Annotated in this window: 28 protein-coding genes and 1 riboswitch; of the genes, 8 read left to right on the forward strand and 20 right to left on the reverse strand. The window is 73.1% G+C overall.

All coding sequences use genetic code 11. The features are described from left to right. Positions 1-13: 13 nt before the first annotated feature. The 3 genes from CP968_RS13250 to CP968_RS13260 form a co-directional block, all read right to left on the reverse strand. Complete coding sequence (locus CP968_RS13250) at positions 14-610, reverse strand: 2'-5' RNA ligase family protein (protein WP_150518219.1); 597 nt, start codon at positions 608-610, stop codon at positions 14-16. 88 nt (positions 611-698) lie between these two features. Further along, the gene (trpS, locus tag CP968_RS13255) at positions 699-1,712 is read right to left on the reverse strand and encodes a tryptophan--tRNA ligase (RefSeq protein ID WP_150518220.1); all 1,014 of its coding nucleotides are present in this window, start codon (positions 1,710-1,712) and stop codon (positions 699-701) included. A gap of 172 nt (positions 1,713-1,884) precedes the next feature. Then, a complete protein-coding gene (locus CP968_RS13260; RefSeq protein ID WP_150518221.1) occupies positions 1,885-3,153 on the reverse strand; it encodes a serine hydroxymethyltransferase in 1,269 nt (422 codons plus the stop codon). A 35-nt stretch (positions 3,154-3,188) separates the two neighbouring features. Beyond that, positions 3,189-3,279, reverse strand: a riboswitch (ZMP/ZTP riboswitch). Positions 3,280-3,398: 119 nt separating this feature from the next. Here CP968_RS13260 and rocD point away from each other — a divergent pair. Beyond that, entirely contained in the window at positions 3,399-4,604 is a 1,206-nt protein-coding gene (gene rocD, locus CP968_RS13265) for an ornithine--oxo-acid transaminase (RefSeq protein WP_150518222.1), read from the forward strand. A gap of 103 nt (positions 4,605-4,707) precedes the next feature. Here rocD and CP968_RS13270 read toward each other — a convergent pair whose 3' ends face one another. From CP968_RS13270 to CP968_RS13280, 3 genes are all read right to left on the reverse strand, one after another. Further along, entirely contained in the window at positions 4,708-5,211 is a 504-nt protein-coding gene (locus CP968_RS13270; RefSeq protein ID WP_167536800.1) for an RICIN domain-containing protein, read from the reverse strand. A gap of 103 nt (positions 5,212-5,314) precedes the next feature. Beyond that, positions 5,315-5,794: an RICIN domain-containing protein gene (locus CP968_RS13275; RefSeq protein WP_229886033.1), complete on the reverse strand. Its 480-nt coding sequence runs from the start codon at positions 5,792-5,794 to the stop codon at positions 5,315-5,317. Positions 5,795-5,995: 201 nt separating this feature from the next. After that, positions 5,996-6,955, reverse strand: coding sequence for a helix-turn-helix domain-containing protein (locus tag CP968_RS13280; protein ID WP_150518225.1), 960 nt, complete (start codon positions 6,953-6,955; stop codon positions 5,996-5,998). A 248-nt stretch (positions 6,956-7,203) separates the two neighbouring features. Here CP968_RS13280 and CP968_RS13285 point away from each other — a divergent pair, with 248 nt between their 5' ends. The 3 genes from CP968_RS13285 (at position 7,204) to CP968_RS13295 (ending at position 8,436) form a co-directional block, all read left to right on the forward strand. Continuing rightward, entirely contained in the window at positions 7,204-7,395 is a 192-nt protein-coding gene (locus tag CP968_RS13285; protein ID WP_150518226.1) for a hypothetical protein, read from the forward strand. Positions 7,396-7,566: 171 nt separating this feature from the next. Then, positions 7,567-8,076, forward strand: coding sequence for a hypothetical protein (locus CP968_RS13290; protein ID WP_150518227.1), 510 nt, complete (start codon positions 7,567-7,569; stop codon positions 8,074-8,076). Positions 8,077-8,211: 135 nt separating this feature from the next. Beyond that, the gene (locus CP968_RS13295) at positions 8,212-8,436 is read left to right on the forward strand and encodes a hypothetical protein (RefSeq protein ID WP_150518228.1); all 225 of its coding nucleotides are present in this window, start codon (positions 8,212-8,214) and stop codon (positions 8,434-8,436) included. A gap of 12 nt (positions 8,437-8,448) precedes the next feature. Here CP968_RS13295 and CP968_RS13300 read toward each other — a convergent pair whose 3' ends face one another. The 3 genes from CP968_RS13300 to CP968_RS13310 form a co-directional block, all read right to left on the reverse strand. Continuing rightward, positions 8,449-8,823 (reverse strand): hypothetical protein, encoded by a 375-nt coding sequence (locus CP968_RS13300; protein ID WP_150518229.1) that lies wholly within the window; start codon positions 8,821-8,823, stop codon positions 8,449-8,451. Positions 8,824-9,251: 428 nt separating this feature from the next. Beyond that, positions 9,252-10,451, reverse strand: coding sequence for a glutathionylspermidine synthase family protein (locus tag CP968_RS13305; RefSeq protein WP_150518230.1), 1,200 nt, complete (start codon positions 10,449-10,451; stop codon positions 9,252-9,254). A gap of 88 nt (positions 10,452-10,539) precedes the next feature. Continuing rightward, positions 10,540-10,842, reverse strand: a complete 303-nt coding sequence (locus CP968_RS13310) for a hypothetical protein (protein WP_150518231.1) — start codon at positions 10,840-10,842, stop codon at positions 10,540-10,542. A 113-nt stretch (positions 10,843-10,955) separates the two neighbouring features. Between CP968_RS13310 and CP968_RS13315 the strand changes: the two genes are divergently transcribed. Next, complete coding sequence (locus tag CP968_RS13315; RefSeq protein WP_150521899.1) at positions 10,956-11,792, forward strand: DMT family protein; 837 nt, start codon at positions 10,956-10,958, stop codon at positions 11,790-11,792. Here the strand turns inward: CP968_RS13315 and CP968_RS13320 are convergent. Genes CP968_RS13320 through CP968_RS13330 form a run of 3 tightly spaced genes read right to left on the reverse strand, consistent with a single transcriptional unit; the run spans position 11,779 to position 13,020 of the window. Continuing rightward, the gene (locus tag CP968_RS13320) at positions 11,779-11,964 is read right to left on the reverse strand and encodes a DUF397 domain-containing protein (protein WP_150518232.1); all 186 of its coding nucleotides are present in this window, start codon (positions 11,962-11,964) and stop codon (positions 11,779-11,781) included. The two genes, CP968_RS13315 and CP968_RS13320, sit on opposite strands and share 14 nt — an antisense overlap. Positions 11,965-11,977: 13 nt before the next feature. Next, positions 11,978-12,196, reverse strand: coding sequence for a DUF397 domain-containing protein (locus CP968_RS13325; protein ID WP_150518233.1), 219 nt, complete (start codon positions 12,194-12,196; stop codon positions 11,978-11,980). Then, positions 12,193-13,020, reverse strand: coding sequence for a helix-turn-helix domain-containing protein (locus tag CP968_RS13330; protein ID WP_150518234.1), 828 nt, complete (start codon positions 13,018-13,020; stop codon positions 12,193-12,195). The genes CP968_RS13325 and CP968_RS13330 overlap by 4 nt, the downstream gene beginning before the upstream one ends. A 108-nt stretch (positions 13,021-13,128) precedes the next feature. Between CP968_RS13330 and CP968_RS13335 the strand changes: the two genes are divergently transcribed. Then, positions 13,129-13,560 carry an ATP-binding protein gene (locus CP968_RS13335; protein WP_150518235.1) on the forward strand — a complete coding sequence of 144 codons (432 nt, stop codon included), beginning with the start codon at positions 13,129-13,131 and terminating at the stop codon, positions 13,558-13,560. On the opposite strand, the gene pdxR is transcribed toward CP968_RS13335, so the two are convergent. Then, on the reverse strand, positions 13,541-14,935 hold the full coding sequence (gene pdxR / locus CP968_RS13340) for a MocR-like pyridoxine biosynthesis transcription factor PdxR (RefSeq protein WP_150518236.1): 1,395 nt from the start codon (positions 14,933-14,935) through the stop codon (positions 13,541-13,543). The two genes, CP968_RS13335 and pdxR, sit on opposite strands and share 20 nt — an antisense overlap. Before the next feature lie 46 nt (positions 14,936-14,981). On the opposite strand from pdxR, the gene CP968_RS13345 reads away from it, so the two are divergent. Beyond that, entirely contained in the window at positions 14,982-15,509 is a 528-nt protein-coding gene (locus tag CP968_RS13345) for a carboxymuconolactone decarboxylase family protein (protein ID WP_150518237.1), read from the forward strand. A 21-nt stretch (positions 15,510-15,530) separates the two neighbouring features. On the opposite strand, the gene CP968_RS13350 is transcribed toward CP968_RS13345, so the two are convergent. From CP968_RS13350 to CP968_RS13370, 5 genes are all read right to left on the reverse strand, one after another. Continuing rightward, positions 15,531-16,337 (reverse strand): hypothetical protein, encoded by an 807-nt coding sequence (locus CP968_RS13350; RefSeq protein WP_150518238.1) that lies wholly within the window; start codon positions 16,335-16,337, stop codon positions 15,531-15,533. Between the two features lie 3 nt (positions 16,338-16,340). Continuing rightward, positions 16,341-16,742, reverse strand: a complete 402-nt coding sequence (locus tag CP968_RS13355) for a hypothetical protein (RefSeq protein WP_150518239.1) — start codon at positions 16,740-16,742, stop codon at positions 16,341-16,343. After that, positions 16,732-18,450, reverse strand: a complete 1,719-nt coding sequence (locus CP968_RS13360) for a hypothetical protein (RefSeq protein ID WP_229885990.1) — start codon at positions 18,448-18,450, stop codon at positions 16,732-16,734. The genes CP968_RS13355 and CP968_RS13360 overlap by 11 nt, the downstream gene beginning before the upstream one ends. 131 nt (positions 18,451-18,581) lie before the next feature. Beyond that, on the reverse strand, positions 18,582-19,571 hold the full coding sequence (locus CP968_RS13365; protein ID WP_150518240.1) for a malate dehydrogenase: 990 nt from the start codon (positions 19,569-19,571) through the stop codon (positions 18,582-18,584). 216 nt (positions 19,572-19,787) lie between these two features. Further along, entirely contained in the window at positions 19,788-20,399 is a 612-nt protein-coding gene (locus tag CP968_RS13370) for a short chain dehydrogenase (protein WP_229885991.1), read from the reverse strand. A 71-nt stretch (positions 20,400-20,470) separates the two neighbouring features. Between CP968_RS13370 and CP968_RS13375 the strand changes: the two genes are divergently transcribed. Next, complete coding sequence (locus CP968_RS13375) at positions 20,471-21,364, forward strand: LysR family transcriptional regulator (protein ID WP_150518242.1); 894 nt, start codon at positions 20,471-20,473, stop codon at positions 21,362-21,364. On the opposite strand, the gene CP968_RS13380 is transcribed toward CP968_RS13375, so the two are convergent. Next, entirely contained in the window at positions 21,351-21,902 is a 552-nt protein-coding gene (locus CP968_RS13380; RefSeq protein ID WP_150518243.1) for a DUF3017 domain-containing protein, read from the reverse strand. The two genes, CP968_RS13375 and CP968_RS13380, sit on opposite strands and share 14 nt — an antisense overlap. After that, positions 21,892-22,752 carry a bifunctional methylenetetrahydrofolate dehydrogenase/methenyltetrahydrofolate cyclohydrolase gene (locus tag CP968_RS13385; RefSeq protein WP_150518244.1) on the reverse strand — a complete coding sequence of 287 codons (861 nt, stop codon included), beginning with the start codon at positions 22,750-22,752 and terminating at the stop codon, positions 21,892-21,894. Before CP968_RS13385 ends, CP968_RS13380 begins: the two co-directional genes overlap by 11 nt. Positions 22,753-22,789 lie beyond the last annotated feature (37 nt).

Here is a 22,789-nt window from a genome sequence, read left to right on the forward strand (position 1 = left end):
TGCGACCGCTGCGTCAGGAGGGCCGTGCGGTCGTGTCGGCCGCGGCGCCGGGAACCGAGTCCGGCTGCCCCGGGACGCCGGTCGGGCCGTCCCCGAAGGGGTACTCGCGCAGCTTGCGCCAGACGCCGTCCGAGCCCTGCTCGTAGAGGGCGAAGCCCGCGCAGGTCCACTCGGCCGCGTAGTCGGCCAGGGCGCCGTACGCCACGTCCATCGCCTCCTCGGAGATCCCGTGGGCGACCGTGACGTGCGGGTGGTAGGGGAAGGCCAGTTCGCGGCTGAGCGGGCCGGCCGGATCGCGGACCGCGCCCTGCAGGCGGGTGCAGCCCGCGACGCCCTCGACGATCCGGACGAAGACGACCGGGGAGACGGGCCGGAAGGTGCCCGTCCCGGACAGCCGCATCGCGAAGGCCCGGAACGCGCCCGCGACCTCGGCGAGGTGCGCCTTGATCTCCGGGAGCCGGTCCGCGTCGACCTCGGTGGGCGGGACGAGGGTGACGTGCGTGGGGATGCCGTGCGCGGCTGCGTCCCCGAAGCCGGCGCGCAGCTGCTGGAGCTGGCTGCCGTACGGCTCCGGGACCGCGATCGAAACGCCGAGCGTTGCGGTCCCCACGTGTCTGTCCTCCGTCTGTGTCGATGGGCTGCTGCTGCCGCCCCAGTGTGGCGGCAGCACCCCCGGTATCGCCAGGGCCCTCGGCCGCTCAGTGCTTGGCGGGCAGGAAGCCGAGGCGGTCGTACGTCTGCGCGAGGGTCTCGGAGGCGACGGCGCGGGCCTTCTCCGCGCCCTTGGCGAGGATCGAGTCCAGCGTCTCCGGGTCGTCCAGGTACGCCTGGGTGCGCAGGCGGAACGGGGTGACGAAGTCGACCATCACGGCGGCGAGGTCGGTCTTCAGCGCGCCGTAGCCCTTGCCCTCGTACGCGGCCTCCAGGGCCGGGACGCTCTCGCCGGTGAGGGTGGAGTAGATGGTGAGCAGGTTGCTGACGCCGGGCTTCTTCTCGGCGTCGAAGCGGATCTCGGCCTCGGTGTCCGTCACCGCGCTCTTGATCTTCTTCTCGGTGGCCTTGGGCTCGTCGAGGAGGTTGATCAGGCCCTTGGGCGAGGACGAGGACTTCGACATCTTGATCGCCGGGTCCTGGAGGTCGTAGATCTTCGCGACCTCCTTGACGATGTGCGCGGCGGGCAGCGTGAAGGTCTTCCCGAAGCGCTGGTTGAAGCGCTCGGCGAGGTCGCGGGTCAGCTCGATGTGCTGGCGCTGGTCCTCGCCGACCGGGACCGCGTTCGCCTGGTACAGCAGGATGTCGGCGACCTGGAGGATCGGGTACGTGAACAGGCCGACGGTGGCGTTGCCCGCGCCCTGCTTGGCGGACTTGTCCTTGAACTGGGTCATCCGGCTGGCCTCGCCGAAGCCGGTGATGCAGTTCATGACCCAGCCGAGCTGCGCGTGCTCGGGCACGTGGCTCTGGATGAAGAGGGTGCAGCGCTCGGGGTCCAGTCCGGCGGCGAGCAGCTGCGCGGCGGAGAGCCGGGTGTTCGCGCGGAGGTCCGCCGGGTCCTGCGGCATGGTGATCGCGTGCAGGTCGACGACCATGTAGAAGGCGTCGTGCGTCTCCTGCAGGGCGACGTACTGGCGGATGGCTCCGAGGTAGTTCCCGAGGTGGAACGAACCGGAGGTGGGCTGGATGCCGGAGAGCGCGCGAGGACGATCAGAAGCCATGCCGCCATTCTCTCAGGTGCCGGGGCGGGCTCCGGCCCGGCACCTGGCCGAAACCCCCCGGACCGTCCCGGCCGGCCCCTTTCCCCGCACCGGTGCCCCCGGGGGGCGGCGCGACCGGAACGGGCCCCGGCCGGGCGGCCGGTCGGGGACCGGCCGCGCGGCGGCGGGGTGGTCAGGACAGCGGCAGGCCGGGTGCGGGGTGGGCCGCCATCAGGTCGGCGACCTCGGCGCGCACGGCGGCCAGCACCGCCTCGTCGCCCTTCGCGGCGGCGTCCACCGCGCGGGAGATCCACTCCGCCACCACCGGCATGTGCGCGGTGCCGAGGCCGCGGGAGGTGAGCGACGGGGTGCCGATCCGGACGCCCGAGGGGTCGAAGGGCGTGCGCGGGTCGAAGGGCACGGTGTTGTGGTTGACCACGATCCCGGCCCGGTCCAGGGCCTTGGCCGCGACCTTGCCGGGCACCCCGCGGCCGGTCAGGTCCATCAGGATCAGGTGGTTGTCGGTGCCGCCCGAGACCAGGTCGAAGCCCTGCTCCAGCAGGGCCCCGGCCAGGGCCTTGGCGTTGGCGACGACCTGGTGGGCGTACGCGGTGAAGGACGGCTGGGCCGCCTCGTGCAGCGCCACCGCGATGCCGGCCGTGGTCTGGTTGTGCGGGCCGCCCTGGAGGCCGGGGAAGACCGCCTTGTCGATGGCCTTCGCGTGCTCGGCGCGGCACATCAGCATCGCGCCGCGCGGGCCGCGCAGGGTCTTGTGCGTGGTCGTCGAGATCACGTCCACGTGCCCAACCGGGGAGGGGTGCGCGCCGCCGGCGATCAGGCCCGCGATGTGGGCCACGTCCGCGACCAGCACCGAGCCCGCCTCCTCGGCGATCGAGGCGAAGGCGGCGAAGTCGATCGTGCGGGGCAGCGCGGTCCCGCCACAGAAGATGATCTTCGGTCGTTCGGCGAGGGCCAGGTCGCGCACCGCGTCGTAGTCGATGCGGCCGGTGGAGGCTGCTACCCCGTACCGCACGCCCCGGAACCAGGTGCCCGTCGCCGAGACGCCCCAGCCGTGCGTGAGGTGGCCGCCCATCGGCAGGGCCATGCCCATGACGGTGTCGCCGGGCTCCGCGAAGGCCAGGTAGACGGCGAGGTTGGCGGGCGAGCCGGAGTACGGCTGCACGTTGGCGTGGTCGACCCCGAACAGGCCCTTCGCCCGCTCGACCGCCAGCGCCTCGACGCGGTCGATGTTCTGCTGGCCCTCGTAGTAGCGGCGGCCCGGGTAGCCCTCGCTGTACTTGTTCTGCAGCACGGTCCCGGAGGCTTCCAGGACGGCGGCGGACACGTAGTTCTCGCTGGGGATCAGGCGCAGGGTCCGCGCCTGGAGGACTTCCTCGTCGGCGACGAAGGACGCCAGTTCGGGGTCGGTCGCGGCAAGGGCGGGGTGGCGGCTCGCGGGCATGGCGGGCTCCTCCGGGGTCGATGGTGATCGGTACCCCGCGAGGCCCAGGCGAGCGGCCCTGTGTGCGGTCGTGCGCGCCCGACTCCCCCGGGGTTGGATCCCCGTACGCCAGTCGCCGTGCGTACCGGACACCTTAGCGGGCGCGCCGCGCGGGAGGTTTCCGCGTCCGTGATCCGAGCGACGATAAGACTGTGACGCCACCCTCGTCACCGGCTCACCCGGCAAGACGGACGATCGGAGACCCCGTGTCGACAACTGCTGATGCCATCCGCTCCGCCGACGCGCACAGCGCGCACAACTACCACCCGCTGCCCGTCGTCGTCGCGAGCGCCGAGGGCGCGTGGATGACCGACGTGGAGGGGCGGCGCTACCTGGACATGCTCGCGGGCTACTCGGCGCTCAACTTCGGCCACGGCAACCGCCGTCTGATCGACGCGGCCCGGGCCCAGCTGGAGCGGGTCACGCTCACCTCGCGCGCCTTCCACCACGACCGCTTCGCCGACTTCTGTACCGAACTGGCCGCGCTGTGCGGCAAGGACATGGTGCTGCCGATGAACACGGGCGCGGAGGCGGTGGAGACGGCCGTGAAGACGGCCCGCAAGTGGGGGTACGAGGTCAAGGGCGTCCCGGACGGGCAGGCCGAGATCGTCGTCGCGGCCGGCAACTTCCACGGGCGGACCACGACGATCGTCTCCTTCTCCACGGACCACGAGGCCCGCGACCACTACGGCCCGTACACGCCGGGCTTCGTGATCGTGCCGTACGGGGACCTCACCGCGCTCGCCGCGGCCGTCACCGAGAACACCGTGGCCGTGCTGCTGGAGCCGATCCAGGGCGAGGCGGGGGTGCTGGTGCCGCCGCCCGGCTACCTGTCCGGCGTACGGGAGCTGACGCGCGAGCGGAACGTGCTGTTCATGGCGGACGAGATCCAGTCGGGCCTCGGCCGGACCGGCCGCACCTTCGCGTGCGAGCACGAGGGCGTCGTCCCGGACGTGTACCTCCTCGGCAAGGCGCTCGGCGGCGGTGTGGTGCCGGTCTCGGCCGTGGTCGCCGACCGGGACGTGCTCGGGGTGTTCCGGCCCGGGGAGCACGGATCCACCTTCGGCGGCAACCCGCTGGCCTGCGCCGTCGCCCTGGAGGTGGTGGCGATGCTGCGCACCGGCGAGCACCAGCGGCACGCCGCCGAGCTGGGCGACCACCTGCACCGGGAGCTGAACGTGCTGGTCGGGACGGGTGCGGTGACCGCGGTGCGCGGGCGGGGACTGTGGGCGGGCGTGGACATCGACCCGGCGCTCGGGACGGGCCGGGAGATCTCCGAACGGCTGATGGAGCGCGGGGTGCTGGTGAAGGACACCCACGGGTCGACGATCCGCATCGCCCCGCCGCTGGTGATCGGCAAGGAGGACCTGGACTGGGGGCTGGAACAGCTCCGGGCGGTCCTCTCCGCCTAGCGGCCCGTGCGGCCGGGCACGCGGTCGGGCAGGTGTCGCGCCGGTTGCGGACCGCTCCGGACACGGTCCGCAACCGGCGGCGGTGCGTGGGCCGCGGCCCGGGTCAGCGGCCGGGGATGGTCGTGGTCAGGTACCACTGCTGGTAGGGGTTGTCCGGGCCGTACTGCTTCAGGTAGGCGTTGCCCTTGGCGTCCGAGTCCACGGCGTTGCCCCCTCCGCTGATGAGCCGGACCTTCGAGGCGATGAACTCCTCGCCCCAGAGGTCGTTGTCGTCGATGCCGCAGGGCGCGCTCGTCAGCTCCTGCGAGAAGGCGTTGGTCGGCTTCAGGCAGCGGCCGGTACCCGTGTTTTCGAGCCGGACCTTGTTGCCCACGCGCGAGTACGCCCAGTGCTGCCTCGCGTTGCTGCTCGAACAGGCCGAGGTGAAGATGCGGGTGGCGCCGCTGCCGGTGCCGGTGAGGCAGAGGCCGGTCTGGGCGTTCTGGAGCCGCCAGACGCCGCCGCTGGGGCCGCCGGCGGCGTGGGCGGTCGTGCTCGTGCCGGTGATCAGGAGTGCGGTCGCCCCCACGGCGGCCGCGAGGCCGCCGAGGCCCGTGCGCATGTTCATGGTGTTTCTCCTTGGAGGGCTGGTCCGGCGCCGACCGCCGGAATGCGAGGGGGGTGTTGCTCCGTGCCGCGCGCTGTCGTACGGCTGCGGCCGACCGGGCCCGTCAGTTCGCGAGGGTGGGGTACCACTGCTGGTAGGGGTTGTCCGCTCCGTAGTTCTTCGCATAGGCGTTGCCCTTGGCGTCGGAATCCAGGGCCGCGGTGCCGCTGTCGAAGGGACCGAGGTAGCGGAACGTCCCGCCGGCCACGATTTCCCTCCACGTGTGGGAGCACGCGGGGTTGGTTTCGAGGGCGGAGGGGTTGAAGATGTCCTTTATCTGCAGGCATCGGCGCGTGGCGACGTTCCGGAGTGCGACCACTCCGCCGCTTTCCGCGCGCTCCCACTGCTGATAGGGATTTCCCGCGACGCAGGCCTTGGTATACACCTTGCCCTTTGCGTCGGAGTCGAGGCAGAGCCCGGTCTTGGCGTTCTGGTATTGCAGGGTGACGATGCTGCCGGCGGCGTGGGCGGACGGGACCGTGCCGAGGGTGAGCAGAATGCCCGCCCCTGCGGCGGTCAGGACACTGGTGAATTTCGCGCGCATGCGCACGGGACCTCTTTTCCGAGCGGTGATGGAAGATCGAATACAGCGAACCATAAATGAATTACCGCCGGCAATACCCCTCCGGCAGATATGAGAAATGAGCGTGGCCGATATGCGCCGCTTTCCGGAGGGCATGCCCGTCTCCCCTCGGAACGCGCATGCCCGGGCCGGGCCGGCGAAAGGTGGGATGCGTGCGCGGCCTCATATCCAGCCGCGTTCGCGGGCCCGGAGCGCGGCCTGGAAGCGGTTGTCGGCGTCGAGCCGGGACATGAGCCGGGCCACGTGCTTGCGGTAGGTCCGCAGGGCCATCCCGAGCTGACGGGCCCCCGTCTCGTCCTTGTCGACGAGATGGAGGGTCTGGAGCACCCGGCGCTCGACCTCGGTGAGGGAGGGGAGGGCCTCCTCGGGAAGTTCCTCCGAGGCCGCCCACATCCGCTCGAAGAGCGAGACCACGGTGCTCACCAGGCCGGGCTCCCGCGTCAGCAGCGCTCCGCGGGCCGTGTTGTCGGGGTCGATCGGGGTGAGGGCCACGGCCCGGTCGCAGATGATCATGCGATCGAGGGGGTGCGGGGAGACGCGGATCTCCGCGCCGTGGACCACGAGTTCCCGCAGGTAGGCCATGGTCGCCTCGTCCTGGAGGCACGCCGACGCCATCAGCGTGCGCATCCGCACGCCGCGGCGCAGGATGCGCAGGTCGATCGGACGCGAGACCTCGATCGATTCCGTGGTGAGCACGCCGACCGGGTTGGTCGTCAGGTTCTCCGTGCGCGCGAAGAACGTCACCTCGTCGATGACGGCCCGTACGGCCTCCAGGCCCTCGATCTGGCGGATCGCCAGGTTGTCGTGCACGGCCGCCCGCACACGGTCGCCTGCCGCGCTCAGGCTCCCGACCACCCCGGTGAGCCGGACCGTCTCCTGGAGGCGGTCCTGGAGCTGACCCACCTGGTGCTCGATCAACCGCTCGACGGCCCGCTTCGGGGAGAGCGGCCGCAGACCGCCGGCCGGAGTCCGCACCACGATGCCCAGCTCCAGCGTCCGGGTGAGCACGTCCGGGCCGTAGTCGCCGATGTCGTCACGATCCCTCAGGACCGCCTGGTAGAGCTGCTCCTCCGCCTCCGACACACCCAGGAACCCGAGGGTGTTGGAAGCGCCGCGGGCCATCACCTCCCCCACCCCGTTCCCGCGCGCCGGCCACCGCGCGAGGGCGGTGTCCCGCTCCGTCCGCGGGCCCGGGGCGTACAGGAAAGTGCACGGGGACCGGGCCGGTTGCTGCACGCCCGCACCCCGCCACGGCCTGCTTCCGGCGGGCAGAGTTCTTCTTGTGAGGGCGGCCCGCCGAAACGAAAGCGGCGGAACGGCCCGAGCGACACTCCCTCGTCCAGCGTCACCGTCAGCCCAGGAGGCAACCAGTGAACCGCTTCGCGGCCCGCATCGCGTCCGGCGCCATCACCACGCTCTTGGTCGTCGGCGGCGCCGGCGCCGCCCACGCCGACGGCGCGGGCACCCCGGACGCCCGGCCGCCGGCGGTCGCCTCCGGCCAGAGCGCGACGCCCGGGGGCGAGACCGCCCCCGTCAGCCCGCTCACCAACGACTGGGGATGAGCGAACCGGGGTGACCGCGGCCGCACGCACGGCGGCGGCCCTCACCTCCGGGACTCCGGCCGGCCCTCTGCGGGAGCACGCCCCGGCCGATCCCCACGCCACCTCACGCTCCACCCCTCCAGCCACACCCACCGGGCATCGTCGTGCCCGAAACACGATCAGGAGACCACCATGTCGAAGAACCTCAAGCGCGCGGCCCTCACCGTCATCGGCGCCGTCACCGCCGCCGGGCTGCTGCTGCCCGCCACCGCCCAGGCCGCCACCGGCCCGGCGCCCGCACCGGCTCCGGCCGCGTCCCAGCAGGCCGGAGCCACGGCCTCGGGTTACTACCGGACGGAGATCTTCGTCGACGCGATGGGCCGGATCGGGGAGCTCATCGGGAGCGTGCTGAGCGACCTCATCATGGAGAAGCAGCGGCCCGAGTTCGTGCACCGTCAGCTCGACGAGACCATGAAGGCCTACCCGGCCCACAACGTCATGATCATCAACGACAAGCTCGACTACTCCCTGGACCTCCGGGGCGTGGTCGCCAACGCCCGCGTCACCCAGGGCAGCGCCACCTACCGCGTCCTCGCCTTCACGTCGGGCACGATCGTCAACCGGGGCGACGGCGGCTGGAGCAACTGGGGATTCGGCGGCTGGTTCACCCGCAACGGCAACTCGGTGACCTTCACCGGCTGAGCCTGACCGCCCCATCCGACCCCTCCGTGTCTTCCTCGGGCCTTGCCGTTCACGCAGTCGGGCCGGTCTCCTCGCGGAAACCGGCCCGCGCCGTGTCCACCTCGGGCCCCGGGCCCCTGATCCGAAGGAGAGACCGTGGAACACCGGGTCCGACTCTCCGGAGCACCCGAAGCCGCCCCCGAACTGGCCTGCCTGCGCGTCCTGTCCCAGCTCCCGCCGAACTGGTCCGGCGAGATCCGCGAATGCGGAACCGGGTACGCGATCCTCGCCCTGCGCACGGACGCGTCGGCCGAAGACGTCGCCGCACGGGTCGACGAGGTGATCGCCGAGCTGCCGCTGCGCGGGTGGAAACGAAGCTGACATGGAAGGAACTCAGGTGATTTTGGTGAACTCGACGGTCACGGCCTGGTCGTTCCAACTGCCGAGCTGGGATTCCCAGCCCACGGCCAGGTACCTGCCGTCCCGGTTCCGCAGCCCCATCTGGCAGTCGCCCAGCTGCTGGACGGAAGAGATCCTGAACTGCCAATTCGCCGGCATCGAGAAGTTGTAGTCCCTGCCGTTGCAGGACTCTCCGCGAAATTCGATGCGCGACCCGGTGTAGCCGTTGTGCTCGTAGGCGATTCCGATGGTCCTGCTTCCCTGGCCCATCGTGATCAGGTCGTATCCCGACTCCGCCGCGCCGGCCGGCGAGGCCGCACCGAACGACAACAGGGCTGCGGCGAGAACGCCCAGAACCTTCTTGTTCATCTGTGGAACCACCCTCGTGTGATCAAGCTCGACTGGTGGCGGAAGCTATCGGATCCGTTTGATCGTCGGGCAGGCCGCATCCGGGGAATGGCTTATTCCTCCTGCGCCCGGATTGAATCTGGCCGGATCCCGCCAAAAGAGCACCGGCCCCTGTCGGCCGCCCATTGCGCAAGGGAAATCCGACGTGTTCCGAAGGGCAACCGAAATTGCCCGCCCGGCCTTCCGGGAACCTGCCCGAACCGCCTTTTCCAGATGCCCGGCAGGCCCTTCGCGAAGGCATGCGAGGGCACCCGGGGCGCGGCGGGACGGCGTCGAAAGGCGCGGTCGGACGGGGCGACGGCGCGGACCGGGGCGCGGGCAGGGGCACGGGCGGCGCCGCGGCCGGCGGACCGGCGGCGGCAGGCCTCCGGCCCGGGCCGGGAGACGGCCTAGAGGATCACGTGGGGCAGGAAGCGGGCGTACTCGTCCGTGACGGGCCCCGCCGATTCGCGGATGCCGAGCCCGGCCGCCTCGTCCTCGACGACCCAGGCGCCCAGCACCACCCGGTTGCCGTCGAAGTCGGGCAGCGGGGCCAGCTCCTGGTAGCAGTACCGCTCCCCCGGCTCTGGTACGAAGGGCTCGCCCCCGGCGCCCGGCGCGTGCAGGGTGACCCCGGCGCCCTCGCGGCCCAGCAGCGGCTTGGCCACGTATCCGGCGGCGTCGGGCCCGGCGAGCTCGCGCGGCCCGTCGAGGTAGGCGGGCAGCAGGTTCGGGTGCTCGGGGAAGAGCTCCCACAGGATCGCGAGCAGGGCCTTGTTGGACAGCAGCATCTTCCACAGGGGCTCGATCCAGCAGGTGCTGCCGGAGCCGCCGCCGTGGTCGTAGGTGCCCAGGACCTGCGGTCCGAACGTGTCGGTGGCCAGCCACTCCCACGGGTAGAGCTTGAAGCAACTGCGGATGAAGCGGAGGTTCATGTCGACGAACCGGCCGGACAGCGCGTCCCAGCCGATCTGCTCGACGGACAGCGCCTGGGTGTCGATGCCGGCCTGCTCCGCGGTCTCCTGGAGGTAGGCGACCGTCATCAGGTCCTCGCCCAGCTCGTCGGTCTCGGAGTGCGCGAAGTGCAGCGGCCCGGGCGGCAGCAGCTCGGCCTGCCGGCGCCAGGCCTCGACGAGCCGCTCGTGCAGGGAGTTCCACTGGTCGGCGCCCGGGAAGCGCTCCTCCATCCAGAACCACTGCGGGCTGGCCGCCTCCACCAGCGAGGTGGGGGTGTCGGCGTTGTACTCCAGCATCTTGGCGGGACCGCCGCCGTCGTAGCGCAGGTCGAACCGGCCGTACAGGGAGGGCTGTTCGGCGCGCCGAAGCCAGGACTCGGTGATCATGGCGACCAGTCCGGGGTCGGTGATGCCGAGGTCGGCGAACCGGTCCCGCTCGACGATGTGCGCGGCCGCGGCCAGGCACATGGCGTGCAGCTCCTCGACGACGTTCTCCAGAGCCTCGACCTCGGGCAGGGAGAAGGAGTAGTAGGCGCTCTCGTCCCAGTAGGGCCGCAGGGAGTCGTCCGGGTAGCGGGTGAGGGGGTAGATCAGCCCCTGCTCCTCGACGGTCTTCTGCCAGTCGGGGCGGGGCTCGATGGTGTGCCGCTGCATCGGTGTCGGGTTCCTCGGGTCACTGGGGTACGGCCGGCGGTGCGCGGGTCCCGGGTCCGGCTGTCCGGTTCCGGTCCTCCCGGCGGGGTCAGCCGCCGCTGGACCCGGAGCTGGAGTGGCCGCCTATGCCCTTGCGGGTGACGGCGGACTTGTCGAAGCTGCCGCCGGAGACCTTGCCGGCCACCACGCTGCCGCCGTAGTAGTAGGCGCCGCGGCCCCCGCTCTTGCACTCCTTGTTGTTCAGCTTCTCCAGCGTGGTGCGGGACGCGCAGCGCTTGTCCGGCTCGTCGCTGCTGCCGCAGGCGACGAGCGTGGCCGCGAGCAGGCCCATCCCGCCGAGCGCGACGGCGCCCGAGCGCATGCGGCGCTGATTGGTGCTGCTGCTGTCCATGTGGCTGCTCCCCCTGGGTGGCGGTCGTGCCGACAGACTAGAACGGGCTCCCCGGTGGACGGAATCCGGCCGCCGCGAGATCCGTGACCTAGAGTCGGTCCGTGCTGATTGGGATGGTTTGCGCGCTCGGGGCGGCGGTCTGCTTCGGTACGGCCTCGGTCCTCCAGGCGGTCGCGGCCCGCGCCGCCGAGCCGGGGACCGGGTCCGGGGTGGACCCGGCGCTGTTCCTGCGCGCCGTACGGCAGTGGCGCTACCTGGCGGGGCTCGGCCTGGACGCGGTCGGCTTCGTGCTCCAGATCATCGCGCTGCGCCACGTCCCGATCTACGCGGTGGGCGCCGCGCTGGCCGCCAGCCTGGCGGTGACGGCGGTGGTCGCGGCGCGGCTGCTGCGGGTGCGGCTGTCGCGTACCGAGTGGGGCGCGGTGGCGGTGGTGTGCGCCGGGCTGCTGATGCTGGGGCTGGCCTCCGGCGAGGAGGGCTCGGGCACCGGCCCGCCCGGGCTGGCGTACGGGCTGCTGGCGGTCACCGGGCTGGTGCTGCTGGTCGGCGCGGTGGCGGGCCGGCTGCCGGACCGTACGCGGGCGCTCGTCCTGGGCCTGGCGGCCGGGACGGGCTTTGGCGTCGTGGAGGTGGCGGTCCGGCTGATCGACGGCTTCTCCTGGCAGGAGCTCGCCAACCCGGCCCTGTACGCGCTGCTCGTGGGCGGCGGCGCGGCCTTCCTCCTGCTCACCTCGGCGCTGCAACGCGGCTCGGTGACGGCGGCGACGGCCGGCCTGGTGCTCGGCGAGACGATCGGCCCGGCGCTGGTGGGGGTCGTCTGGCTGGGCGACCGCACCCGCGAGGGCCTGGCCTGGCTCGCCGTCCTGGGCTTCGCCGTCTCGGTCGCCGGAGCCCTTGCGCTGGGCCGCTTCGGCGAACCGGAGCCGGAGCCGGCCCCTACCGGCCCCTGACCCCGCCCACGAACACGGCGAACGCCCGCACCCCGAACTCCACCACGGGCCCACCGGGATCCTTGGAGTCCCGGACCGGAACGACCCCGCCCATGTTCAAGGCGACCTCGACGCAGGCGCCGCCGTTGTCGCTGTACGAGGACGTGAACCAGCGGGGTGATTCGGTCGTCACGGGTGCCCCTTCGCTACGGGAGAGTACGGACCTGCTCCCCCTTGACACCCGCCACGAAGTCGGCGAACGCCCGGGCCGTGAAGCCCAGCACCGGGCCGTTCTCAATCTTCGAGTCGCGAACCGGGACGACACCACGGCAGGGTGCGAGGTTTACGGCGACCTCTACACAGTCACCACCGTTGGCGCTGTAAGAGGACGTGAACCAGCGAGGGGACTCGATCGTGGTCGTCACGGGGTGCCCTTTCGTACCTCATTGATCATGGCGACGGATGCCGCTTGGGACAGCGATTCGGCCTGTAGCTGATGGTAGGCCGTCAACAGGGGCAGGACGGCGGCGCTCTCTCGGTCCACATGCCCCTGTGCGTGGGTCTCGGCGTACGCGACCATGGAACGGTCCACCAACGTGAGCAGGTTGACCGGAAGATTGAACGGTCGTCGTTCACCCATGTCGAAGGGGGCCACCTGAAGCACGGTGTTCGGTAGCTCCGCAAAGTCGATCAGACTCGCCAACTGCGCATCCATGACACCGGAGCCACCGATCGGACGACGGATGCAACTCTCGTCCATCACCACGAGCACCATGGGCGGTCCGGGCCGGGTCAACGACGCCTGTCGCTTCGCGAGGAACGAGACGCGCTCGTCAGCTTGCTCCGGCGTGATGGCACCCCGGCGCACATCACCGCGAGTCAAAGCCTGAGCGTACTCCGACGTCTGCAACAAGCCCGGGATGATCCCCATGTTGAAGAGCCGGATCTCCACAGCGACCCCCTCGTGTTTGACGTACTCGGGGAACCCCTCCAGCAGCGCCGTGTTCCGTACTGCGCGACTTCGACGTTCGAACTGGTCTCCGGTCCCCAGCGCCCTGTCCGCGCTTGCCGCGAAACGGGCAGTTGGAGGTCGCCGACCGGTTTCGACGGCCGAGATGTGCGTGCCGGAGCATCCCATCCGGACCCCCAACTCGTCCTGGGTCCAGCCGCGCTCGTCCCGCAACGTGCGAAGACGCTGCCCGAACTCCGCGCCGGGCGACGCCTCCGGGTCCAGCTCCTTGCGATTCAACTGCTCCCGCCTAACTATCCGTTCAATTCCTACAAGTTGAAGACTTCCCACTCACGCACCACGCTGAACCCACCCGGTAGTGGAACGACTACGCAGAGGAGCGGCGCCATGCCCGACGCAGGCAACGAGTGGCGGCAGCGGTTCAGCAGTACCCGGCGGGGCGCTCGGCTGGCTCGGCACCTGGCGGTGCTCGAACTGTGCCGGTGGGGTTATCCGTTGGGCGGGGGCGAGTCCGAGCGGGTCGGGCAGGTCGTCGCCGAGCTGGCGGCCAACGCCGTGGCGCACGGCTGCGTGCCCGGCCGGGACTTCGAGCTCGGGCTGCGGGAGCTGGACGAGGTGCTGCGGGTGGAGGTGTCCGACGCGCGGGCCGGGGAGCGCCCCCGGGTCCGGCCGGGCTCGCCGGACCGGCCCGCCGAGCACGGCCACGGCCTGCGGATCGTCGAGGCGCTGTGCGTGGCCTGGGGCGTTTCCGGCCGGGTGGTCGGCAAGACCGTGTGGGCCGAGGTGGCCCGGCGGCCGGCTACGGCAGCGCGGCCGTGAGGGCCTCCAGGGTGGGGGTCCAGGCGCTGTCCGGCGGGGTGCCGTAGCCCACGACCAGGGCGTCGCGCGGGGGCAGGCCGGCCTGGGGGTGGCGGTAGCGGGACATGCCCTCCAGGGCGAGGTCCTGCCAGGCCGCGGACTGGACCACCGAGCGTTCGGTGCCCGGCGGGAGGTCCAGGACCGCGTGCAGGCCCGCGGCGATGCCGGAGACGGCCGCCCGCCCGGCCACGGCCGCGACCAGCTCGTCCCGGCGGCGCCGGTAGCGCAGCCGCATGCCGCGCACGTGCCGGTCGTACGCCCCGGAGGTGATGAACTCCGCCAGCGTCAGCTGGTCCAGCGCGCTGGAGCTGCGGTCGGTGGCTCCCTTGGCGGCCAACACCTCGCCCATCAGCCCCGGCGGGACCACCATCCAGCCCATCCGCAGCCCCGGGGCGAGGGACTTGCTGGCCGTGCCGAGGTAGACCACCCGGTCGGGGTCCAGGCCCTGGAGCGCGCCCACCGACTGCCGGTCGTAGCGGAACTCCCCGTCGTAGTCGTCCTCCAGGACCAGCCCGCCCGTGGTCCTCGCCCAGTCGACGGCCGCCGCCCTGCGGCCCGGGGTCAGGGCGACGCCCGTCGGGAACTGGTGCGCCGGGGTCAGGAGCACCGCGCCGGCCGCCGCCGTCAGGTCTCCGGTACGGGCCCCCTCCGCGTCCACGCCCAGCGGCCGCGTCCGCAGGCCGGCCCGGGCCAGCAGGTCCCGGTGGATGTCGAGGCCGTACCCCTCCACCGCCATCTCCCGCACCCGGCGGGCCCGCACCACCGCGGCCGTCACGGCCAGCGCGTGCGCGAAGCCGGCGGTCAGCACGATCCGCTCCGGGTCCGCGTACACGCCGCGGGCCCGTGCCAGGTAGCCGGCCAGCGCCTCCCGCAGCTCGATCCGGCCGCGCCCGTCGCTCCCGTACCCGAAGGCCTCGTTCGGGGCGGCGGCCAGGGCCCGCCGGGCCGCCGCCGACCAGGCCGCCCGGGGGAAGCCGCCGAGGTCCGGGGTGCCCGGCACCAGGCTGTGGGCGGGCCGCCCGTGCACGGGGGGACGCACCCGGGCGGCCGCCGCGGCACGGCGCGGGCGCGCCCGCTCGGCGACCCGGGTGCCGGAGCCGTGCCGGGCGGTCAGCCAGCCCTCGGCGACGAGCTCGGCGTACGCCTCGGCCACCGTGTTCCGGGCGATCCCCAGGTCGGCGGCGAGGGTGCGGGAGGACGGAAGGCGGGTGCCGGCCGCCAGCCGGCCGGTCCGCGCGGCGTCGCGCAGCGCCTCGGCGAGCCCGGCGCGCAGCCCGCGTCCGCGGGCCAGGTCCAGGTGCAGGTCGGCTCCGAAAGTGGCCCACGTTTCCGTCATGGATATGGACCATACCGGTGGGCCGCCCGGCTCCTAGAGTGGAGTCATGACCACAGCGAACGGAACCCACGTGACCCACGACCACGGCGACGCCCACGCTCCCGAGCACACCCCCCGCATGCAGCTGGCGAAGCTGGCGCCCGAGGTCTACAAGGCGGTGCTGGCCCTGGAGATCGCCAGCAAGAAGGGGCTGGACCCGGCCCTGGTGGAGCTGGTCAAGATCCGTGCCTCGCAGCTCAACCACTGCGCCTTCTGCCTCGACATGCACAGCAAGGACGCCCTCGCGGCCGGGGAGAGCATCGAGCGGATCGTGCTGCTGAACGCCTGGGAGGAGTCGCGGCACTTCTACACCGAGAAGGAGCTCGCCGCGATCGAGCTGACCGAGGCGGTCACCGTCCTGACGGACGGCTTCGTGCCGGACGCGGTGTACGAGCGGGCCGCGAAGCAGTTCGAGGAGCGCGAGCTGGCCCAGCTGATCGCCGTCATCGCGACGATCAACGTCTGGAACCGGTTCGGCGTGACCACCCGCGGCGTACCGGGCCACTACACCCCGGGCATGTACGGCAAGGCCTGACCCGGCCGGGCCCGGCCGCGCTCACCGAGGGCGGAACGAGTCCACGGCCGCCGTCAGACGGGCCCGGACGGTCGCGGTGTCGGTCGCCGGGCCCGCGGCCAGCAGCGCCCACCGGCCGCCGCCGGGGGCGACGACGATCCGCTCGATCCCGTGGCGGCGTCCGTTCGCCTCGGCGCTGTCGTACTCGTAGACCAGCTCGCAGGAGGTGTCGGACAGCCGCTCGACGCCGACCTCCCGGTAGGCGGGAGTGGCGTCGTCCAGGGCCTGCGAGGACACCCGCAGCAGGTCGCAGGCGCCTACCGTGGCGGGCTCCGTGACCCGGAAGACCTGCAGCAGCGCGCTGCGGTCCCCGGGCGCGCGGTAGAAGGCCCCGCTGCCGGTCTCCTGCGCGCTGCGCTCCCAGCCGGTGGGCACGGCGACCGAGAACCCGTCCTCGTCGAGCACCACCGTGTGGCCGTCCGGGGCGGACGGGCTCTGCGCGGGGCCGGTGGGGGTGGCGCCGCCGGTGTCCGGCGCCGGGTCGGCGCCGGCGGTGGCGTCCTGCCGGGGGTCGTCCGCGGCCGGGCCGGACGGGCCCGGGGTGCCCGCCGCCGGGGGTGCGGCGGGGGCCTTCGGGTCGTCCGGGCCGAGGGCGGCCCACCCGGCCACGGCCGCACCGCCCACGACCGCCGCCGCCACGGCCACCAGCAGCAGCGGCCGCCACCGCGCCGCCGCGCCCCTACCGTCCCCGTCCCCGGGCGGGTACCACGCCGGGTCCGCGGGCGGCGCCTCGTCCTCCACCCAGCGCTGGGTCCGCGGGTCCCACCGGGCGCCGCCCGCGGGGGCCACCGCTCAGCCCGCCAGCGTCGCGAGCAGCGTGCCCAGGGCGGTGGCCGCGTTCACCGGCTCCACCAGCGGGGCCCACCGCTCCAGGGCCGCGCGCAGCCGCCCGGGCAGGCCGGGCGCGATCGCGCCGGTCTCCGCGAGTTCCCCGGCCGCCTCGTCCAGTTCGCCGTCCAGCGCCGTGCGGTCGGCGCTGCGCGGCAGGTGGACGAGGGCGGCGCGCAGGGCGCGTACGGCGGCCAGCAGTTCGGCCGCGCCGGGCGCGTCCGTGGCCGTACCGCCGTGCTCGACCACGGTGTTGGTGACGTGCGACCCCCCGATGCTGAAGGCGCTGCGCTCGATGCGGCCGAACCGCTGCCCGCCGCCCGCGCCCCCGTCCGTACCCGGATCCGCTCCCCCGTCATGCGCCATCGCCGTTCCCCCTGTCCGTCCGGTGGGTGCCGCTCTGATTGCTGTGCCCGCTGCCGCCGACGCTGAAGGCGCTGTGGTCCACCGACCGGATGTACACGCCGCCCTCGGCCACGGTGACCGCCCGTTCGGCGAACTCCTCGGTGTGCCAGCCCGCTTCGTGCAGGGCCAGGGTCACGCCGGCGACGATCCGGTCCTGGACGGTCTTCACGTACCGGTCCACGTCCATGAGCTGGAACAGCGAGGCGTCCGCGCGCGCCGCGAGCTCCCGCACCGAGACGGCCGGGCCGGCCGGGAGCGCGCCGCCGTGGCCGGCGGTGGCGATCTGCCACGGGCCCCGGCCGCCGCCCGAGAGCGTGCTCACGGCCGTGCCGAGCGAGCGCGGGGCCCGCCTGACGGCCCAGACGGCCTTGGCGAAGAAGGTGTTCCGCAGGTGCCGCTGGGCGATGTCGTCGGCCTCCTGGAAGTCCTGGCGCACGGGCAGCAGCACGTGCGGCGCCACCTCCAGCATCAGCATGCCGCCCTGGGTGTGGACCCGTACGAACACGGTGACGACGAGGTTCTCGTCCCAGCCGCCGACCCGGACCCGCAGGAAGTGCCGGCGCCGCTCGCCGCCCTCCTCGACGGCGCCCTCGCGGTGCTCGGCCAGCGCCCGGTCGGACAGGTCGAGCGCGTGCGCTCCGGGCAGTCCGTCGGCCGGCAGGAACACGCACTCGTCGAGGACCAGTTCGCGCAGCCGGTCGAGCACGGCCTCGCGCGCCTCGGGCGATCCGTGCGGGGACGGAGCGCGCAGGGCTTCCAGCCGGGGCCGGACCCGCTCCACGATCCGTGCGTTGTCGAGCGGTTCGGGGACGGCGCCTTCGCGGGGGCGCAGTTCGACCGACAGCTGCCACGGCCGGTGCGGGCGTCCCGCGCCGCAGAACGGGTCGTTCACGCCGTAGAGGACGAGGCCGCCGTGCTGGGTCCGCGCGATCCGCTCCCGGGCCCGCGCGAACCGGGCGCCGGAGGCGGGGTCGGCGGCCGGGTCCGCGTACCGGGCGCGGTTGAGGGAGTTCTTGATGACGTGGGCGAAGTGGCCGCGCTGGAAGCCGAGGACGAGGACGAGCAGCCCGAAGACGATCAGAGCGGTCCAGCCGTACAGGAGTCCGGCGGAGTGGCCGAGCACCGGCAGTCGGACGAGGAAGCCGAGCGGCTCCTGCTCCAGGCCCCGGGTCAGGACGTCGAGGAGGGTGATCCCGTCGCGGGCCGCCGCGACGTGCGTGGTGCCTTCGAGGGTGCCCTGGAGCACGCCCAGGCCGGCGCCGAGGAGCAGGACCCAGCCCGAGGCGCGCAGCAGCAGTTCGAGGAGGCGGCTGCCGCGGCCGGTGCGGTCGCGGCGGCGGGCGATCCGGCCGGCGCCGCCGAGCAGGGCGGCCGGGAGCAGCAGGAAGAGCAGGAGCGCCTGGGCGAGGACCAGCCCGAGGGCCCAGACGGCCGCCACGCCCGCGGCCCAGGCGGCTTCGGCGCGGCGGGCCTGCAGGGCGTGGGCCAGGACGCGCACGGCGTCGAAGCCGTAGGAGGGGGCGACGAAGCGCTCCTCGTGGACGTAGAGCTCCTCGATCACCCGGTCGCGGTAGGCCGCGTCCAGGTAGGTGCCGGCGCACAGCAGCCGTCCCGCCTCGCTGAGGGAGGGGTGCACCGGGCCGCGTTCGCTCGCGTCAACGCCTGTCACCGGTTCCCCCTGGCCGTGTGCGGAGGGACACCGTAAGACGACTGTAGGGGACATGACAGATGGGTTCGCGCCAAAAAGGCCCCGGTGCGCCGCACCGGGGCCTTCGGGTCGACCGGAGCCGGTCGGACCGCTCAGATCAGGCCGAGCTCGCGCACCGCGTCGCGCTCCTCGACGAGCTCCTGCACGGAGGCGTCGATGCGGGCGCGGGAGAACTCGTTGACGTCCAGGCCCTGGACGATCTCGTAGGCGCCGTCCTTGGTGGTGACGGGGAAGGAGGAGATGATGCCCTCCGGCACGCCGTACGAGCCGTCCGACGGGATGCCCATGGAGGTCCAGTCGCCGGCCGCCGTGCCGTTGACCCACGTGTGGACGTGGTCGATGGCGGCGTTCGCGGCGGAGGCGGCGGAGGACGCGCCCCGGGCCTCGATGATCGCGGCGCCGCGCTTGGCGACGGTCGGGATGAAGGTGTCGGCCAGCCACAGCTCGTCGCCGACGACCTCGGCGGCGTTCTTGCCGGCGATCTCCGCGTGGAAGATGTCCGGGTACTGGGTGGCCGAGTGGTTGCCCCAGATGGTCAGGCGCTTGATGTCGGTGACGTCGGCACCGGTCTTCTTCGCCAGCTGCGAGATCGCGCGGTTGTGGTCCAGGCGGGTCATCGCGGTGAAGCGCTCGGCCGGTACGTCCGGGGCGGCGGCCTGCGCGATGAGCGCGTTCGTGTTGGCCGGGTTGCCCACGACCAGGACCTTGATGTCGTCCGCGGCGTGGTCGTTGATGGCCTTGCCCTGCGGCTTGAAGATGCCGCCGTTGGCGGACAGCAGGTCGCCGCGCTCCATGCCCTTGGTACGCGGGCGGGCGCCGACGAGCAGCGCGACGTTGGCGCCCTCGAAGCCCTGGTTCGGGTCGTCGAAGATGTCGATGCCCTTGAGCAGCGGGAAGGCGCAGTCGTCGAGCTCCATGGCGGTGCCCTCGGCGGCCTTCATGCCCTGCGGGATCTCCAGCAGGCGGAGCCTGACCGGCACGTCCGCGCCGAGCAGGTGACCGGAGGCGATGCGGAAGAGCAGCGCGTAGCCGATCTGGCCGGCGGCGCCGGTGACGGTGACATTCACGGGAGTGCGGGTCATGGCCTTCTCCGTTAGACAGCGGGCGGTGGGGCGTCCCTGCCCCATGTGCTGGGAGGACGCCGCTCCCCGGCCCTGTGAATCTTGACGTGAAGAGACATCCGCCGTCAGGCTATCCGACCCCGGCGGGCCCCGGTCCCCCGGTCCCTGTGGTGCGCGGCACACGGACCGTCACGCACGGCCTCGCGCCCTCCGTCACGCCCGCCGTCACGGGGGGTCTCACACGGCGAAGACCTGACCGGTCCGGTGGCCCTCGATCGACTTCACGTACGCGCGGGCGGCGCGCGCGACCGGCACCGGGTCGAAGCCCGCGAAGGTGTCCCCGTACGCGTCGAGGGACTCCTCGAAGACGGTCGGGCTGACCGCGTTGACCCGCTGGCGGCCCGGGAGTTCGACGGCCGCGGCCCGGACGAACGCCTCGACGGCGCCGTTGACCAGCGAGGCCACCGAGCCGGTCAGCAGCGGCTCGCGGGCCAGGATGCCGCTGATCAGGGTGTACGAGGCGTGCGCGGGCAGGCGCAGGGCGCCCTGGCGGACCAGTTCGATCTGGCTGACGGCCTTGCCTTCGAGCCCGGCACGGACGTCGTCGGTGGTCAGCTCGGCCAGCGGCTTCCACGGCACGCTGCCGGCGGCGCACGCGACGGCGTCGACCGCGCCGACCGTCTCGTACATCGCCCGGACGGACTCGGGATCGGTGATGTCGAGGGTGACGTCGGCGCCCTCGCGGGAGGCGGTGACGACCTCGTGGCCCCGCTCGCGCAGGGCGGCGTGGACCGCCCGGCCGAGGGTGCCGCGGGCGCCGACCAGGACGACCTTCTGCTTCGCGTTCATGCCCCCGAGCATCGCGCCACTCCACCGTGCAGTCCAGCTACCTCTGCTTCAGCGATCGTTAAGCTGAACTCATGCTCGACGTGAAACGCATGGTCCTGCTCCGCGACCTCGCCGAGCACGGCCGGGTGACGGCCGTCGCCGACCTGCACGGCGTCACCCCCTCCGCCGTCTCCCAGCAACTGCGCGCCCTGGAGGCCGAGGCCGGGGCCGGCCTCGTCGAACGGGAGGGCCGCGGCCTGCGCCTCACCCCCGCGGGCACGGCGCTGGCCGCCGCCTGCGAACCGGTACTGGCCGCGCTGGAGCGCGCCGAGGCGGCGGTGCGCGCGCTGGACGCGGAGCCGAGCGGGGAGCTGGCCGTCGGGTGCGCGCCGAGCGCCCTGGCCACGGTGGCCGCGCCGCTCGTCGCCGAGCTCGGCCTACGCCACCCGGGGCTGCGGCCGCGCCTCGTGCAGTGCGACCCGGAGGACGCCCTGCCACTGTTGCGCGGGCGCCGGCTGGACCTTGCGGTGACCTACGCCTACCCGCTGCTCGGCGCCCCGCCCGCGCCCGGCACCACCGCCGTGCCGCTCTTCGCCGACCCGCTGTGCCTGGCGCTGCCGGAGGCGCTGCTGCCCGCGTACGAGCGCACGGGGCTCGGCGCCCTGCGGGACCGCGCGTGGGTCTCGGCGCCCGCCCCGAGCAGCTGCCGCGAGATGCTGCTGCACGCCTGCCGGGGCGCCGGTTTCACGCCGTACGTCGCCCACGCCTGCGCGGACCTGCGCTCCGGGCTGGCGCTGGTGGCCACGGGCCGGGCCGTGTCGATCCTGCCGAAGCTGCTGTGCGACGCCCCGCCGCCGGGCGCCGTCGTACGGGAGCTGCCGGGCCCGGGGCGGACCTTCCAGGCCGTGGTCCGGGCGGGCACCGAGGCCCGGCCGGCCGTCGCGGCGACGCTCGCGGCGCTGCGGGTCGTCGTCAGCGGACGGTGAAGCGCACCACCGTCTCCAGGAAGGGGATCTCCAGCAGCGGCTCGGGCTCCATCACCAGCGCGAGCAGCGTGATCGCCACGCCGAGCAGCCCGTACGTGACCATGTCCGTGAAGCGGGAGCGCACCGCGAGCATCCCCACCGACGGCAGCATCCGCCGCATGGCCGAGGCCGCGATCAGGGCGGCGCCGATCACCAGGCAGCCGATCCGCGGGTGCCCCAGGGCCGTGACCAGCAGCCCGGCCGCGGTCGCGGCGAGCACGCTGAGCATCGGCCACTGGCGGGCCGGCGCCGACACGGCCCCGGGGACGGCGCGGCCGCTGCCCTCGGGCCGGGCGGTGTCCCGGGTGACGGAGGGGAAGCGGCGCGACCGCGCGGGCTCCGCGGCCTCCGCCCCGGCCGGATCACCCGACGCGGAACCGGCCGCGGAACCGGGCACGGAACCGGCGGCTCCCTCCGCCGCCCCGGCCCCGGCGGCGCCCTCGCCCGCGGCCCCGGCCGGGCGGCCGCCCGCCGGCTCCGCGCCCGGGTCAGCCCGCACTGGTGGTCCGTTCCGCCGCCTCGACGACGTTGACCAGCAACTGGGCCCGCGTCATCGGGCCGACCCCACCCGGGTTGGGCGAGATCCAGCCGGCCACCTCGGCGACGCCGGGGTGCACGTCCCCGACGATCCTGCCGTTCTCGTCGCGGCTGACGCCGACGTCCAGCACGGCCGCGCCGGGCTTCACGTCCTCCGGCTTCACCAGGTGGGGCACACCGGCCGCGGCGACGACGATGTCCGCCTGGCGCAGCAGCCCGGACAGGTCGCGGGTGCCGGTGTGGCAGAGGGTCACGGTGGCGTTCTCGGACTTGCGGGTCAGCAGCAGGCCGATGGAGCGGCCGACGGTGATGCCGCGGCCGAGCACGACGACGTGCGCGCCGTCGATCTCGACGCCGTGGTGGCGCAGCAGTTCGACGATCCCGTACGGGGTGCAGGGCAGCGGGCCCGGCTCGTTGAGCACCAGCCGGCCGAGGGACATGGGGTGCAGGCCGTCGGCGTCCTTCGCCGGATCCATCAGCTCCAGCACCCGGTTGGTGTCGATGCCCTTGGGGAGAGGGAGTTGGACGATGTAGCCGGTGCATTCGGGGTTGTCGTTGAGCTCGCGCACGACGGCCTCGATGTCCTCCTGGGAGGCGGTCGCGGGCAGTTCGCGCTGGATGGAGGCGATGCCGACCTCGGCGCAGTCCTTGTGCTTGCCGTTGACGTACCAGCGGCTGCCCGGGTCGTCGCCGACCAGCAGGGTGCCGAGTCCGGGGGTGACGCCCCGGGCCTTCAGGGCCGCGACGCGGCCGGTCAGTTCGGACTTGATCGCGGCGGCGGTGGCCTTGCCATCGAGAATCTGGGCAGTCATGGACCCATACTCCCGGATGGAGCGGCCCCGGTTCCAC

This window comes from Streptomyces subrutilus (assembly GCF_008704535.1).
Taxonomy (GTDB): Bacteria; Actinomycetota; Actinomycetes; order Streptomycetales; family Streptomycetaceae; genus Streptomyces; species Streptomyces subrutilus.

Bases quoted from the DNA above. Each gene is read 5' to 3' on its own strand.
- trpS (WP_150518220.1), bottom strand. From the start codon at position 1,712: ATGGCTTCTGATCGTCCTCGCGCGCTCTCCGGCATCCAGCCCACCTCC.
- CP968_RS13260 (WP_150518221.1), bottom strand. From the start codon at position 3,153: ATGCCCGCGAGCCGCCACCCCGCCCTTGCCGCGACCGACCCCGAACTG.
- CP968_RS13270 (WP_167536800.1), bottom strand. From the start codon at position 5,211: ATGAACATGCGCACGGGCCTCGGCGGCCTCGCGGCCGCCGTGGGGGCG.
- CP968_RS13275 (WP_229886033.1), bottom strand. From the start codon at position 5,794: ATGCGCGCGAAATTCACCAGTGTCCTGACCGCCGCAGGGGCGGGCATT.
- CP968_RS13280 (WP_150518225.1), bottom strand. From the start codon at position 6,955: ATGGCCCGCGGCGCTTCCAACACCCTCGGGTTCCTGGGTGTGTCGGAG.
- CP968_RS13290 (WP_150518227.1), top strand. From the start codon at position 7,567: ATGTCGAAGAACCTCAAGCGCGCGGCCCTCACCGTCATCGGCGCCGTC.
- CP968_RS13300 (WP_150518229.1), bottom strand. From the start codon at position 8,823: ATGAACAAGAAGGTTCTGGGCGTTCTCGCCGCAGCCCTGTTGTCGTTC.
- CP968_RS13305 (WP_150518230.1), bottom strand. From the start codon at position 10,451: ATGCAGCGGCACACCATCGAGCCCCGCCCCGACTGGCAGAAGACCGTC.
- CP968_RS13310 (WP_150518231.1), bottom strand. From the start codon at position 10,842: ATGGACAGCAGCAGCACCAATCAGCGCCGCATGCGCTCGGGCGCCGTC.
- CP968_RS13315 (WP_150521899.1), top strand. From the start codon at position 10,956: ATGGTTTGCGCGCTCGGGGCGGCGGTCTGCTTCGGTACGGCCTCGGTC.
- CP968_RS13335 (WP_150518235.1), top strand. From the start codon at position 13,129: ATGCCCGACGCAGGCAACGAGTGGCGGCAGCGGTTCAGCAGTACCCGG.
- pdxR (WP_150518236.1), bottom strand. From the start codon at position 14,935: ATGACGGAAACGTGGGCCACTTTCGGAGCCGACCTGCACCTGGACCTG.
- CP968_RS13345 (WP_150518237.1), top strand. From the start codon at position 14,982: ATGACCACAGCGAACGGAACCCACGTGACCCACGACCACGGCGACGCC.
- CP968_RS13355 (WP_150518239.1), bottom strand. From the start codon at position 16,742: ATGGCGCATGACGGGGGAGCGGATCCGGGTACGGACGGGGGCGCGGGC.
- CP968_RS13365 (WP_150518240.1), bottom strand. From the start codon at position 19,571: ATGACCCGCACTCCCGTGAATGTCACCGTCACCGGCGCCGCCGGCCAG.
- CP968_RS13370 (WP_229885991.1), bottom strand. From the start codon at position 20,399: ATGAACGCGAAGCAGAAGGTCGTCCTGGTCGGCGCCCGCGGCACCCTC.
- CP968_RS13375 (WP_150518242.1), top strand. From the start codon at position 20,471: ATGCTCGACGTGAAACGCATGGTCCTGCTCCGCGACCTCGCCGAGCAC.
- CP968_RS13385 (WP_150518244.1), bottom strand. From the start codon at position 22,752: ATGACTGCCCAGATTCTCGATGGCAAGGCCACCGCCGCCGCGATCAAG.